Origin of the sequence: Nonomuraea sp. NPDC059023 (genome assembly GCF_042740095.1) — a bacterium.
In the GTDB taxonomy this organism is placed as follows: Bacteria; Actinomycetota; Actinomycetes; order Streptosporangiales; family Streptosporangiaceae; genus Nonomuraea.
Genome location: NZ_JBHYIO010000001.1, coordinates 697,484 through 711,199, shown reverse-complemented (window position 1 = coordinate 711,199; position 13,716 = coordinate 697,484). Strand labels below are relative to the sequence as shown.

Here is a 13,716-nt window from a genome sequence, read left to right as displayed (position 1 = left end):
CGAGCCCGCTTCGGTGGTCAAGTCAGGGAATGACGGTACAAGGCACCTGCGATCCCCGGTTCTCCCTGGTCCGGGAGGAGTTCGAGCGCAACCTCGCCGAGCGCGGCGAGATCGGCGCTTCGGTCTGCGTGATGGTCGACGGCGAGGTCGTCGTCGACCTGTGGGGCGGCGAGGCCGCTCCGGGGACGCCCTGGCTCCACGACACCATCGGCCACGTCTGGTCGTGCACGAAGGGCGCCACCGCGCTGTGCGCCCACCTGCTCGCCGCCCGCGGCGAACTCGATCTCGACGCCCCGGTCATCCGCTACTGGCCGGAGTACGGCGCCGCCGGCAAGGGCGCCACCCTCGTCAGGCACGTGCTCGCCCACCAGGCCGGTCTGCCGGTGCTGCGCGAGCCGCTGCCCGCGGGCGCGTTCCACGACTGGAAACTGATGGCCGAGCGGCTGGCCGTGGCGGAGCCGTTCTGGGAGCCGGGGACCCGGCACGGCTACCACGCGCTGACCTTCGGCTTCCTGGTCGGCGAGATCGTCAGGCGGGTCAGCGGGCGCTCGCTTGGCACGTTCTTCCGCGAGGAGGTGGCCGAGCCGCTCGGGCTGGAGTTCTGGCTGGGGCTGCCGGAGGAGCAGGAGGTCCGGGTGGCGCCGACGATCCCGGCCGACGTCCCGGCCGAGTTGCCGTCGTTCTACGTCAGGGCGTTCTCCGACCCGTCGTCCATGCCGGCGCTGCTCCTGGGCAACGACGGCGGCTTCATGACCTCGTCCGACACCCGGGAGTCGCACGCCGGCGAGTACGGCTCGGTCGGCGCGATCACCAACGCGCGCGGCCTGGCCGGCATGTACCGGCCGCTGTCGCTGGGCGAGCTGGTTCCGGCCGAGCAGCGTTCGATCATGGCGAGGACCGAGTCGGCGGGCATGGACGCGGTGCTCGGGGTGCCGACGCGCTGGTCGGCGGGGTTCATGAAGTCCACCGACAACCGGCACCTGCCGGCGGCCGACAGCGAGGGCGCGCTGATGTCGGAGTCGGCGTTCGGCCACGCGGGCATGGGCGGCTCGGTCGGCTTCTGCGACCCGGGCGCCCGGCTGGCCTTCGGCTACTCCATGAACAAGCAGGGCAGCGGCCTGGGCATCAATCCCCGCGGCCAGGCGCTGACCGACGCCGCGTACCGGACGCTCGGTTACGATCGGGCCAATGGAGGGATCTGGTTCCGGCCCTGAGCGGTTCGTCGTCCTGACCGGCGGGCCGGGCTCGGGCAAGAGCACCCTGATCGACCGGCTGGAAGTGGCGGGGTACTCCAGGACCGAGGAAGCGGGCCGGGCGATCATCCAGGACCAGAGCGCGATCGGCGGGCGCGCGCTGCCCTGGGCGGACAAGGACCTGTTCGCCGAGCTGATGCTCTGCTGGGAGCTGCGCTCGTACAGGGCCGCCGCCGCCCTGGGGCCGGGCCCCGTCTTCTTCGACCGCGGCGTCGTGGACGTGATCGGCTACCTGCGGCTGGAGGGCCGGCCGGTGCCGGACCACGTGCACCGGGCGGCGTTGCGCCACCGCTACCACCGGCGCGTCTTCGCCGCCCCGCCCTGGCCGGAGATCTTCCGCAACGACGCCGAGCGCAAGCAGTCGGTGGAGGAGGCGGAGCGCACCTACACGGCGGTGACCGGGGCCTACGAGGACTACGGCTACGAGCTGGTGACGCTGCCGAAGGCTCCGGTCGAGGTCAGAACGCGCTTCCTCCTTGACAACCTCCCCCTATCCTGAATTATCCCGTCTTTCAGGAGCTCGCAGCCATGTACTTCGGCATCACTGACCTCTGGACCTTCGTGGCCGGTGCGTTCTTCATCATCCTGCTGCCAGGACCGAACTCCCTCTACGTCCTCAGCCTGGCCGCCCAGCGCGGCGTGAAGCAGGGCTACCGCGCCGCCGCCGGCGTGTTCGTCGGCGACTCGGTGCTCATGCTGCTGGCCGCCGCCGGCGCCGCCTCGCTCCTGAAGTCGAACCCGCTGCTGTTCACGATCGTCAAGTACGCCGGAGCCGGCTACCTGGCCTGGATCGGCTTCCAGATGCTGCGCGGCGCCTGGCGAGCCTGGCGCGCTCCCGAGGCCGGGACGGTCGACACCGCCGAGCCGGTCGACCGCGTCAACCCGTTCCGCAAGGCCCTGGTGGTCAGCCTGCTGAACCCGAAGGCGATCCTGTTCTTCGTCTCCTTCTTCATCCAGTTCGTGGACCCCGGGTACGCCGCACCGGCGTTCTCGTTCCTCATCCTGGGCGCGATCGTCCAGTTGTTCAGCGTCCTCTACCTGACCATGCTGATCTTCAGCGGGACCTTCCTGGCCGGGCAGTTCCGTTCGCGGCGCAAGTTGTCGGCCGGGCTGACGAGCGGTGTGGGGGCATTGTTCCTGGGGTTCGGGGCCAAGCTGGCCACTACATCGCTGGGGTAAGGTCGGCCTATCGACCTGGTGAGGCGTATGTAGCCTTCGCGTGGAACGTGGCAAAAGAGGCAGTCGCACTCAGGCGGGTCAGGTACGGTTGGCCACCGGCGCGCTGCCCGGCGTGCCGAGGTGTCCGTGCCGTTACACCGACCGATCCGTTCGGCAAGCCCGGTTCCCCGCTGCCCGGGTAGTCATAGGATCTCGGCCTACCTGCGGAGCAGCCTTGAACCACCCTCCGATCACCCTGCCTCGCCTGACCACGCTCGCCCGCGACGCGGTGCCGAAGCTGCTGGAGGCGGTCGTGGCGCCGCTGGTCATCGTGTATGCCAGCGTGTGGCTGCTGGGCACGCAGGGCGCGTTGTTCGCGGGCCTGGCGTGGTTGTTCGGCGGACTGGTCTGGCGGCTGGCGCGGCGGGCCAAGGTCCCGGCCACGATGTGGATGGCGGCGCTGGCGCTGTCGTTCAGGACGGCGGTCTCCTTCTGGACCGGCGACTGGCACTACTGGGCCATCCAGCCGGAGCTCGGCACTATCTGCATCAGCGTGGTCTTCCTGGCCTCGGTCCGGCTGAACAAGCCGCTCGTGCAGAAGCTCACCCTCGACTACGTCCCGCTGCCGTCCGTAGTGCTCAAGCACGCGCGGATGCGCAGGTTCTTCGCCAGGATCACGCTGCTGTGGGGCTTCGTGCTGCTGGCCAACTCAACGGTGAGCATCTGGCTGGCGCTCAACGAGTCCCAGCTCCAGGGGTACATGCTGGTCCGCACCGGCGTGGTCGCGCTGATCAGCGGCTCGGCGATCGCCTTCTCCGTCCTGGCCTTCAAGCGGGTCCTGCGCCGCATGCACGTCGCCCACGCCTGAGCGCTCCGCCAGCACGATCGCGCCGCAGCAGGCCATCACCAGGCCGGTGAGCGTCGCGAACAGCTCCACCAGGTCCGGCACCGGCATGGCCATCGGCCCGGCGAGCGGGCCCGCGCTCAGGGTGACGATCAGGCTGTAGAGTCCCCAGCCGAACATGGAACCGGAGCCCACCCAGGCGATGGCCAGGGCGCGCCCGCCGTACCCCTTGACCATGGCCAGCAGGGCGAGCGCGCCGGCGAGGATGAGCGCGCCCTTCAGGCCGTTCTGCAGGAAGGCGACCGTGCCGGAAGCCGCCACCATCTCCGGGGGCAGGCCGAACGTGCCGCCGAAGGCCCAGAAGAGCTTGATGCCGGCGAGCGGCAGCGACACGACGAGCGCGCCGTAGGCCATGAGCCGCTGGAGCGGCAGCGTCGCGCTCGGCGCCGGCCGGACCGCGCGGAACGCCCCCGGCCAGCGGTCGCGGGCGTAGAGGGCGAAGGCCGTGCTCAGCCCCACCGCCTGGCCGATGAACCCGCCGTAGACCGCCATGTACACCCACGGCGCGATCGGCCCGTCCACGGGGAAGATCGACAGGCCCTCGATCAGTACGCCCGCCGGCGCCGTCACCAGGATCACCGAGAGCAGGCCGATGCCGACCCAGATGGGCAGCAGCACGAGCCAGGCGGGCAGCCGCATCCCCCACCGCAGGGTGAACGACAGCGCCAGCACCAGCCCCACGAGGTCCATGCCGAACGTCATGGCGTTCATGGCGACCATGACCGGATTGGCGAGGAAGGCCGGATCGGAGACGCCGACGGGGTTGCCCGCCAGCCAGAGCAGCTTGATCGTGAGGTAGGGGAGCATGGCGGCCATCGCGACGATCGCGGCGGTGACCCGGCCTATACCGGCTCGTTCACTGGTCATGCACCGATCGTGCCGCGGCGGGCCGCCCGGCTCATCCCGCTGTGCGGGGATGCGCCTCCCCCTCGCGGGGGAGCTCCACGGTCAGCTCGTACCCGCCGCCGCGCGGGCCGGCGGTCAGGGTGCCGCCCGCCAGCCGAACGCGCTCGCGCAGGGCCGTCAGGCCGGTGCCGCCGCCGATCGCGGTGGCCCGCCCGCGCGGCGCCCCGTTGGCGACGCTGACCCGCCACTCCTCGACCGTCACCGTCACGGGCGCGCCCGGCGCGTGTTTGGCCGCGTTCGTCAGCCCCTCCTGGACCACGCGGTGCGCCAGCGGCGGCTCGGCCGTCAGCCGCAACGTGATCTCCATGCCCGAGGCGCGCGCCCGCTCGACCAGTTCCGCCACGCTCTCGCCCACCGGGTCGAGCGGCGCGCTCGCACCCTGCTCGCGCAGCAGCCCAATGATCTGGCGCAGCCGCTCGGTCGCGTCCGCCGCGGCCACGCGCAGTTCCCCCGCCGCCTTGACCTGCGCGGGCGTCAGCCCCGGTGACAGTTCGAGCCCCGCCGCGCGCACCGCGATGAGCGCCAGGTCGTGGCCGAGGGAGTCGTGCATGTCGTGGGCGATCCTGGTGCGCTCGCGCATGCGCGCCTGCGACTCGGCCGCCGCCTGCGCCCGCGCGCGCTGGGTGCGCAGCCTGCTCCGCAACCCCCCGATCAGGTACGGCACCGCGTACGTGCCCAGCAGCCCGGTCACCATGGCGATCCATTGCTCGGCCCGCCCGCCTTCGGCCAGTACCAGCACGCATCCGCCCGCCGCGATCCCGGCGAAGGCGGCCACCGCCCACCGGACCCGCTCGACCTGGCGCCCGGCCAGGTAGGCGTACCAGAACAGGCCCAGCGACAGCAGGGTCATCGGGATGACCTTCGTGCTCCCCATCCCCGGCAGCCAGCCGAGGTCGAGCGTGGCGAAGCCCATCTCCAGGTCCCAGGGCGAGGCCAGGGTGACGAGCACGACCGCGGCCACCGGCCAGGCCCGCCCCACGGCGACGGCTACCGCCAGCACCACGACGCGCGTGCCCGTCACGGCCGTGAACGGCCCCAGGCCGTCGAGCGGATCGGGCCCGGACGCGGCGGCGAGGACCGACAGGGCCGCCCAGAGGAGCACGTCGTAGCCGACCTGGCGGCCGGATCGGCGGAGGTGGTTCACGCCCTCGACGGTAGCGGGCGCCGGGCAGCGCCCGGACCTGCCGAACGTGGTGTGAGGACCCCGACGAAGGTAGGGCTAACCCCACCCCCGATTCGGATACCTGCACTCCTGACTCACCGGGAGGACGCAGGAAGGATCGATGGTGTCAGCCGGAGGTCGTACCTCGACCCTGACGAAAGTCGGGGGTGGTGCGTACCGAACGTCCGATGCGCCGTGAACTGCGGACTTCTTACCTTCGTGGTGGTGTGACCCCGAGAACGTCTCAGGGGTTTGCCCGTGACCTTAGGGGGTTGTCCCCCGATGCCTCGCGGCTCCTCCCCCGAGATGGTGGATGGGCCCACTGAAGATTCGGAGTGCACGACATGTCTCACGCGATTCTCGACCTGCTGCAACAGGTCATGTCCTCGCCGTGGCTTTATGTCGCGCTGTTCGCCCTCGCGCTGCTCGACGGGTTCTTCCCGATCGTGCCCGCGGAGACCTCGGTGATCACCGCCGGGGTGTTCGCGGTGACCGGGCAGACCAACCTGGTGCTGGTCATCGTGGTGGCCGCCCTGGGCGCCTTCGCCGGCGACCACATCTCCTACCTCATCGGCCGCAAGTTCGGCGGACGGCTCCGCGAACGCAAGGCCCTCGTGTGGGCGCGCAACGCGCTGGCCGAGCGAGGCGGGCTGGTGCTGGTGGTGGCCAGGTACATCCCGGGCGGGCGGACGGCGACGACGCTGACCATGGGCGCGGTGCGCCACCCTCTGCGGTCGTTCACCTTCTTCGACGCGATCGCGACCTCCTCCTGGGCCGTCTACTCCGCCCTGATCGGCTACTTCGGCGGCATGGCCTTCGAGAACGACCCGATCAAGGGACTCCTGCTCGGCCTCGGCATCGCATTGTCGATCACCGCGATCGTCGAAGGGGTCCGTTTCATCAGGAAGAAGCGAGCCGCTACTCAGGATTCGGCCGAGCGACTCCCTGTAGACACGTCCGTTTGACCCTTTTTGGCGACTATCCAGGTGAGAGGAGCGTTTCATGACTGTGCTGGCCGCGGCGATCGCCCTGATCGGCTCGCTGTTCTTCGCGCTCGGTGCGGCACTCCAGCAGTTCGAAGCACTCGGCTCCGGCAAGACCCGCCTCCGTACGCTGATCAAGCGGCCGCGGTGGGTCTTCGGCGGGGTCTCCATCGTCGCGGGCGGCGGCCTGCACATCGTCGCGCTGGGTCTCGGCCCGCTGACGATCGTGCAGCCGATGGGCGTGGCCAGCCTGCTGTTCGCGCTGCCGCTCGCGGCGGCGCTGCACGGGCGCAGGCCCTCCCGCGCCGAGCTGGGCTCGGCCGCCGTCGTGGCGATCGGGCTGATCGGCCTGGTACTCCTGGTTCCCCCATCGACCGGCCCCTCGTACCTGAGCCTTCAGGAGGTGGCGACCTTGCTCGCCGTCTCCGGGATCGCCGCGGTGCTGCTCTGGGCCGGTGCCAGGATCGCCTCCCCCGCCGGTCGCGCCGCCCTGCTCGCCACCAGTGCCGGAGTTCTCTACGGTGCCACGGCCACCCTCGTGAGGGTGCTCGCGGACACCTTCGGGGAACAGGGCTGGAACTGGTGGTACCTGCTCGCACTGCCCGTCCCCGCGCTGCTCGCCCTGATGCTCCTGCAGCGCGCCTACGCCGTAGGCCACTTCGGCGTCTCCTTCGCCTCGCTGCAGATCGCCGACCCGCTCACCGCGGTGGCCTTCGGCGCCCTGCTGCTCGGCGAACCTCTGCCCACCGGCGTTGCCCCCATCGCCGCCGCCGCGCTCACCGCGGCCGGAACCGTGGCACTTGCCCGTACCACCCCCTTGGAAAGGTCCGCCTGACATGGCCATGCCCCTGCCGACCCGCACTCCCGAGCTTCACCCCGTCGCCGACCGTCCCCGCCGGATCCTGATCTCCACCGACACGTATCCCCCCGACGTGAACGGCACAGCGGTCTTCACCTACCGCCTGGCCACCGGCCTGGCGGAGCGCGGCAACGAGGTCCACGTGATCTGCCAGTCGGACGAGGGCCCGGCCAAGGCGGACGTGGTCGACGGGGTCATCGTGCACCGGCTGCGCTCGGCGCCGCTGCTGGTCCACCCCACCATGCGGGTGACGGTCCCGACCCGGCTCGACCGGCTCGTCGAGGCCATCGACCCGGACGTTCTGCACTCCCAGGGCCACTTCGTGGTCGGCCGGGCGGCCATCAACGCCGCCCGCCGCCGCGGGGTGCCGGTCGTGGCGACCAACCACTTCATGCCCGACAACCTCTTCCAGTTCGGGCACGTGCCCGCGCGGCTGCGGGCCAAGGCCGGGCAACTGGCCTGGCGTGACTTCCGCCGCATCTTCAACCGCGCCCAGCGGGTCACCACGCCCACGCCGCTGGCCGCCAAGCTGCTGGCCGACCAGGGCTTCGCCGGCGAGGTCGAGCCGGTCTCGTGCGGCATCGACCTGACCCGCTTCCACCCGCACACCGAGCCCAAGCAGTGGGCGCGCAAGATGTTCGGGCTGCCCGACCGCAACACCGTGCTGTTCGTGGGCCGCCTCGACGAGGAGAAGCGGCTCGACGACCTCGTGCGGGCGCTGCCGTACGTGCTCAATGAGACCGACGCGCAACTCGCCTTCGTCGGCCGCGGCAACCAGCGCGAGGTGCTGGAGCAGCTGGCCAGGCGGATCGGGGTGGCCGACCGGGTGTTCATGCTCGGGTTCGTGCCCGACGAGCAGATGCCGCAGGCCTTCGCCGCCGCCGACGCCTTCGCCATGCCGAGCATCGCCGAACTGCAGAGCATCGCGACGCTGGAGGCCATGGCCAGCGGGCTGCCCGTGGTCGTCGCCGACGCGATGGCGCTGCCGCACCTCGTCGACGAGAACGGCTTCCTGTTCCCGCCCCGCGACGTCATCGCGCTCGCCAAGCACCTGACGACGCTGCTCACCGACGACGCGCTGCGCGAGCGCATGGGCAAGGCCAGCCGCGAGCTCGCCCTCACCCACGACCACCAGAACTCCCTTGCCCGGTTCGAGCAGATTTATGATGAGGTGGCGCGATGATCTGGGGTGCCGTCGCCGGTGCGCTGGTCGCTGTGTTCTCGCTGGGCTACGCCCAGCTCGCGCTGCCCGAGCAGCCTCTCCTCAGTGACTACGCGCTGGTCTCCGGCGGGCTGGTGCCGGTCGTGGCCGGCATGCTCGGGCTCGCCGCCACCTGCGTCTTCCTCGCGTACGGCCTGGCGGTCCGCGAGCCCGCGCGCACCGCGGCCACCCGGGTCCTGCTGCTGGCCGGAGCCGCCGGCCTCATGCTCAGCGCCGTCTTCCCCACCGACCCCGCGGGCGTCGCGGTCAAGTCGCTGACCGGGGAGATCCACCGCTGGTCGGCGGCGGTCGTCTTCACCACGCTGCCGGTGGCCGGATGGATGCTGGCCCGCGCCCGCGGCGCGCTGCCCCGCTGGAACGCGGTGCGGGCCCTGGCGGTGACCTCGGCGATCACGCTGGTGGTCTACCTGGCGACGCACCCCGCCTCGTTCCTGTCCCCGCTGATCAACGGCGGCGCCTACTACGGGCTGCTGGAGCGGGCGCTCGTGCTGGCCGAGATCGTGCTCCTGGTCATGATGGCCATCGCCGCCCTCAGGGAACACCGCCACCCGGACACCACCGCCGTCCCCGCACCGGACACCGTCCCGGACGCCGTGCCCGGCAACGTCTCCGATCCCGTGCCGGGCACCGGGCGTACGGAGCACCTGGCCGCCTAGCGCAAATACCCCCTTGACCACGGGGAGGCGCCTGCCTCTCCCCCTGGTCATGGGGGTGTTTGTCCTCCGCGACCCTTCGACGGGCGTCGAAGCGAATCGGACCTAGTCTCGGACCATGCTCATCACCCGATACGCGCAGGCCACGGCCGTACTGGAAGACAGCGGCGTCGCGCCGCCCCCGGTCCCGCAGGACGCCGCGCCCGGCACGCTCGCGTGGCTGCGGGCGCAGGTGTCGCGCTTCGCCTCCGGCCCCGTGCACGCCGAGCGCCGCCGGGCCGTCGTCGAGCTGCTGGCCGCGTACGATCCGGCCGAGCTGCGGGTACGGGCCAGGGCGCTGGCGGGCGTACCGGCCGACGAGGTGGCGGCCAGGAGTTTCGGGGTCGGTCAGGTGGCGGCGGTGGCCGCGGCGGCGAGCGGCTACCTCAGCGGGGAGACGAGCCCCGAGGCCGATGCCGCGGTCCGGGAGCTGCTGCCGCTCGGCATCCCGATGATCACCGTGCTGCTGCAGGCGCACGCCTCCACCGCCGCCCTCATCGCGAACGCGCTGGCCCACGAGGACGGCGTCACGCCCGTCGAGGACCTGCTGCACGAGACGCTCCGCCACGACCCGCCGCTGAAGCGCACCCGCCGGGTCGGGGTGGAGATCGACCTGGTGGCCGCCAACCGCGACCCCGACGTCTTCCCCGACCCGGACCGCTTCGACCCGTCCCGCGGGCGTACCCCGCACCTCACGTTCGGCCACGGCGTGCGCCCCTGCCCGGCCGCCGGGCACGCCCTGGCCATCGCCGCCGGCTACCTCGAAGGGAAGCGCTCATGACCGCGAACGAATCGGCGGGCGAGGTGTTCGGCCGCCTGCACGTGCCGGGGCGGCCGTTGCTGCTGCCGAACGCCTGGGACTATGGGTCGGCGTCCGCGCTGGCCGCGGAGGGCTACCCGGCGATCGGGACGACGAGCCTGGGTGTCGCGGCGGTGCACGGCAGGCCGGACGCCGCCGGCGCCACGAAGCAGGAGACGATCGCGCTGGCCAAGGCCATGGTCGGGCTCGGCGTGCTGGTGACCGTGGACATCGAGGGCGGGTTCAGCGACGACCCCGCCGAGGTGGCCGCGCTGGTCGCGGAGCTGGGGCGGGCCGGGGTGGCGGGCGTCAACCTGGAGGACGGACGGCCCGACGGCACGCTCAGGGACACCGCGCACCACCAGGAGATCATCGAGGCGGCGCTCGGCCACGGCGTGTTCGTCAACGCCCGTACCGACGCGCACTGGCTCAGGACCGGCGACGACGCCATTGAGCGGGTCAAGGCGTACGAGCGGGCCGACGGCGTCTTCGTCCCCGGCCTGACGGACCCGGCGCGGATCGCGGAGATCGTCAGGAGCACGAGCCGGCCGGGCAACGTGCTCTACGGCCCGCCGATGGAGGCGCTGGCCGAGGCGGGGGTGGCGCGGGTCAGCACGGGTTCGCTGCTGTACCGGGCGTCGTTGCGCGGGATGCTGGCCGTACTGGGAGACGAACGGCGGGCGATGCCGACCTACGAGCAGATCGCCGCGATGCTCCCGCAACCCCGATAATCGAGGCATGCGCTTCCAGATCCTTGGCCCGGCCAAGGTCCAGGCCGAGGACGGGCGGGAGGTCGTGCTCGGCGGCCCGCGGGTGCGGGCGCTGCTCGTCCTCCTCGCGTTGCGGGCCGGGCGCATCGTCCCCGCTGAGCAGCTCGTCGACGACCTGTACGGCACCCGCCCCCCGGAAGGCATCGCCAACGCCCTGCAGTCGCAGGTGTCGCGGCTGCGCCGGGCGCTGGGCAAGGACCTGGTGGAGTTCCATCCGGCCGGCTACCGCCTGGCGGCCGACCCGTCGCAGGTCGACGCGCACCGGTTCGAGAAGCTGGCCGCCGACGGCAGGCAGGCGCTCGGCTCGGGTGACGCCCGCACCGCCGCCGCCGTGCTCCGCGAGGCCCTTGACCTGTGGCACGGCGCTCCGCTGAGCGACGCGCCGCTGGCCGGGGCGGCCGCCGCCCGGCTGGAGGAGTTGCGCCTGGCGGCCGTGGAGGACCGCGTCCAGGCCGACCTGGCGCTCGGCCGCCACCGCGACCTGGTCGCCGAGCTGCGCCAGCTCATCACCGCCCACCCGCTGCGCGAACGGCTGCGCGCCCAGCTCATGCGCGCCCTGTACGGCAGCGGCCGCCAGGCCGAGGCGCTGACCGCCTACGAGGAAGGCCGCCGCATCCTCGACGAGGAGCTCGGTGTGGAGCCCGGCGCCGAGATGACCGCGGCGCACCTGGCGGTCCTGCGCGCCGACCCGGCCCTGGGCGGCGCGCAGGAGGGCGTGACCAGGCTCGGCCTGCGCTCGCAGCTGACCAGCTTCGTCGGCCGGGCCGACGACCTGGAGCGGCTGGGCACCCTGCTCGACTCGGCCAGGCTGGTGACGCTGATCGGCCCCGGCGGCGCGGGCAAGACGCGGCTGGCCACCGAGGCGGCCGAGCGTACGCCCGGCGACGTCTGCTTCGTGGAGCTGGCCCCGGTGGCCGACGCCACCGGCCTGGTGCGCGCGGTGCTGGCGGCGCTGGGCATCAGGGACGCGCCGGTCGCCGGGCCCGGCCGCCCCGCCCCCGCGCCCCGCGAGCGGCTGGTGGCGGCGCTGGCCGACAGGAAGCTGCTGCTCGTCCTGGACAACTGCGAGCACCTGGTGGCCGCCGCGGCGGAGCTGGCCGACGAGCTGCTGGCCGTCTGCCCCGCCCTGCGGGTGCTGGCCACGAGCCGGGAGGCGCTGGCCATCACCGGCGAGTCGCTCGTGCCCGTGCCGCCGCTGCGCCTGCCGCCGCCCGGAGTGCCCGACCCGCTGGACTATCCGGCGGTGCGGTTGTTCGCCGACCGGGCGGCGGCCGTACGGCAGGACTTCGCCGTGGAGGGCGCGGACCTGGAGCTGATCGTGGGGATCTGCCGGGCGCTCGACGGCCTGCCGCTGGCCATCGAGCTGGCCGCGGCCCGGCTGCGTACGCTGACGCTGGCCGACGTGGCGGAACGGCTCGGCGACCGCTTCCGGCTGCTGACCCGCGGCAGCCGTACCGCGTTGCCCAGGCACCAGACGCTGCGCGCGGTCGTCGACTGGAGCTGGGACCTGCTCGACGCCGGCGAGCAGCGGCTGGCGCGCAGGCTGACGGTGTTCGTGGGCGGCGGCCGGGTGGAGGCGGCGGAGCGGGTGTCAGGCGGCGGGCCCGGCACCGAGGACGTGCTGACCTCGCTGGCGGAGAAGTCGCTGGTCGAGCTGGTCGACGGCCGCTTCCGCATGCTGGAGACGATCCGCGCGTACGGCGCCGAGCGGCTGGCCGAGGCGGGCGAGCTGGACGCCACGCTGGCCGCGCACGCCGCCTACTGCCTGGAGCTGGCGACCGAGGCCGACGCCCGGCTGCGTACCCGCGACCAGTTGCCGTGGCTGGCGCGCCTGGACGAGGAGAGCGACGACCTGCACGCGGCGATCCGCTGGGTGGGCGAGACGGGACAGATCGAGCTGGCGCTGCGGCTGATCTCCCGGATGTCCTGCTACTGGTGGATGCGCGGGCACCGGGTGGTCAGCGCGCAGCTCGCCAACCTGGTGCTCGACACGATGGGCGAGCGGCCGCCCGAGGGTCTTGAGGAGGAGTACGCGGCGTGTGTGCTGACCGCCTCGGCCGACGGCCGCGCCTCCGCGGACCTGGCGCGCCGCCGTGAGCTGCTCGCGGACGGGTTGTACGAGTACCGGCTGCCGTTCCGGGTCGAGTTCCTGACCATGCTGATGCCGCTGTTCACCGGACCGCCGGCGGGCTACCGGCCGGCGGACGTGGCGCCGCCGCCCGGGATGCTGCTCTCGCCGTGGACGCGGGCGCTGACGTCGCTGGGCACCGCCTTCGTCCACCACGCCTACGACCAGCTGGACGAGGCCGCGGAGCGGTTCGAGCAGGCGCTGGCCGACTTCACCGCCATCGGCGAACGCTGGGGCTGCATGCTGGCGCTGGGCGGGCTCCAGGACCTGCGCTTCGAACGCCGCGACTACGCGGGCGCGATCGCGCTGGCCGACCGGGCGATGGCGCTGTCGCAGGAGCTGGGCGCGAGCGCCGACGCCGCCGAGAACCTGTGCCGCCGCACCGACAGCGTCCTGTGCCTCGGCGATCTGGACGAGGCCGAGGCGGGCTACCTGCGCGCCGCCGAGCAGGCCCGCAGGATCGGCGCGCCGGACACGCTGGCGTGGGCGCACTTCGGGCTGGGCGAGGTGGCCGCGAAGCGCGGGCGGGCCGAGGCGGCCCGCGCCTACCTGGAGCAGGCGCTGACCGAGTGCCCGGAAGGCTGGTACGCCGTCGTGGACACGCGGGCCCGCATCCACCTCGCGCTCGGCCGGCTCGACTTGGCCGCCGGCGACACGGACGCGGCGTGGGACCGCTTCGCCACGGCTCTGGGCGAAGCGCAGCGCACGTTCAAGCAACTGTCACGGCCCGCGATCGACGGCCTGGCCGCGACCGCCGAGGCGCGCGGCGACGGCGAGATCGCGAAGCTGCTGCGCACGCTCACGCCGCGCGAGGCGCTGGAGCTCGCGGAGAAACCGTCAGCCACCGGTCAGTGACCGGTCAGCGCCGCCGCCCAGGGTG

General features: G+C 72.7%; 12 protein-coding genes. 11 read left to right on the top strand and 1 reads right to left on the bottom strand.

All coding sequences use genetic code 11. The features are described 5' to 3' along the window. Window positions 1–29: 29 nt before the first annotated feature. The 4 genes from ACFWYW_RS03305 to ACFWYW_RS03290 all read left to right on the top strand — a co-directional run bounded on the left by ACFWYW_RS03305 (window position 30) and on the right by ACFWYW_RS03290 (window position 3,279). Window positions 30–1,214 carry a serine hydrolase domain-containing protein gene (locus ACFWYW_RS03305; RefSeq protein WP_379627715.1) on the top strand — a complete coding sequence of 395 codons (1,185 nt, stop codon included), beginning with the start codon at window positions 30–32 and terminating at the stop codon, window positions 1,212–1,214. Further along, window positions 1,189–1,752 (top strand): AAA family ATPase, encoded by a 564-nt coding sequence (locus ACFWYW_RS03300; RefSeq protein ID WP_379627713.1) that lies wholly within the window; start codon window positions 1,189–1,191, stop codon window positions 1,750–1,752. The genes ACFWYW_RS03305 and ACFWYW_RS03300 overlap by 26 nt, the downstream gene beginning before the upstream one ends. A gap of 29 nt (window positions 1,753–1,781) precedes the next feature. Beyond that, window positions 1,782–2,432 (top strand): leucine efflux protein LeuE, encoded by a 651-nt coding sequence (leuE, locus tag ACFWYW_RS03295; protein ID WP_379627711.1) that lies wholly within the window; start codon window positions 1,782–1,784, stop codon window positions 2,430–2,432. 214 nt (window positions 2,433–2,646) lie between these two features. Further along, window positions 2,647–3,279: a VC0807 family protein gene (locus tag ACFWYW_RS03290; protein WP_379627709.1), complete on the top strand. Its 633-nt coding sequence runs from the start codon at window positions 2,647–2,649 to the stop codon at window positions 3,277–3,279. Between the two features lie 934 nt (window positions 3,280–4,213). Here ACFWYW_RS03290 and ACFWYW_RS03285 read toward each other — a convergent pair. Then, window positions 4,214–5,365 carry a sensor histidine kinase gene (locus ACFWYW_RS03285; protein ID WP_379627707.1) on the bottom strand — a complete coding sequence of 384 codons (1,152 nt, stop codon included), beginning with the start codon at window positions 5,363–5,365 and terminating at the stop codon, window positions 4,214–4,216. 362 nt (window positions 5,366–5,727) lie between these two features. On the opposite strand from ACFWYW_RS03285, the gene ACFWYW_RS03280 reads away from it, so the two are divergent. From ACFWYW_RS03280 to ACFWYW_RS03250, 7 genes are all read left to right on the top strand, one after another. Further along, entirely contained in the window at window positions 5,728–6,348 is a 621-nt protein-coding gene (locus ACFWYW_RS03280; RefSeq protein WP_379627705.1) for a DedA family protein, read from the top strand. Window positions 6,349–6,385: 37 nt separating this feature from the next. Beyond that, window positions 6,386–7,201, top strand: a complete 816-nt coding sequence (locus ACFWYW_RS03275; protein ID WP_379627703.1) for a DMT family transporter — start codon at window positions 6,386–6,388, stop codon at window positions 7,199–7,201. 1 nt (window position 7,202) lies between these two features. After that, window positions 7,203–8,408 (top strand): glycosyltransferase, encoded by a 1,206-nt coding sequence (locus ACFWYW_RS03270; RefSeq protein WP_379627701.1) that lies wholly within the window; start codon window positions 7,203–7,205, stop codon window positions 8,406–8,408. After that, complete coding sequence (locus ACFWYW_RS03265; RefSeq protein ID WP_379627699.1) at window positions 8,405–9,103, top strand: DUF998 domain-containing protein; 699 nt, start codon at window positions 8,405–8,407, stop codon at window positions 9,101–9,103. Before ACFWYW_RS03270 ends, ACFWYW_RS03265 begins: the two co-directional genes overlap by 4 nt. Window positions 9,104–9,218: 115 nt before the next feature. Further along, window positions 9,219–9,920 carry a hypothetical protein gene (locus ACFWYW_RS03260; protein ID WP_379627697.1) on the top strand — a complete coding sequence of 234 codons (702 nt, stop codon included), beginning with the start codon at window positions 9,219–9,221 and terminating at the stop codon, window positions 9,918–9,920. Then, entirely contained in the window at window positions 9,917–10,669 is a 753-nt protein-coding gene (locus ACFWYW_RS03255; protein ID WP_379627695.1) for an isocitrate lyase/phosphoenolpyruvate mutase family protein, read from the top strand. The genes ACFWYW_RS03260 and ACFWYW_RS03255 overlap by 4 nt, the downstream gene beginning before the upstream one ends. Window positions 10,670–10,676: 7 nt before the next feature. Next, window positions 10,677–13,691: a BTAD domain-containing putative transcriptional regulator gene (locus ACFWYW_RS03250; protein ID WP_379640895.1), complete on the top strand. Its 3,015-nt coding sequence runs from the start codon at window positions 10,677–10,679 to the stop codon at window positions 13,689–13,691. The last annotated feature ends 25 nt before the right edge of the window (window positions 13,692–13,716 follow it).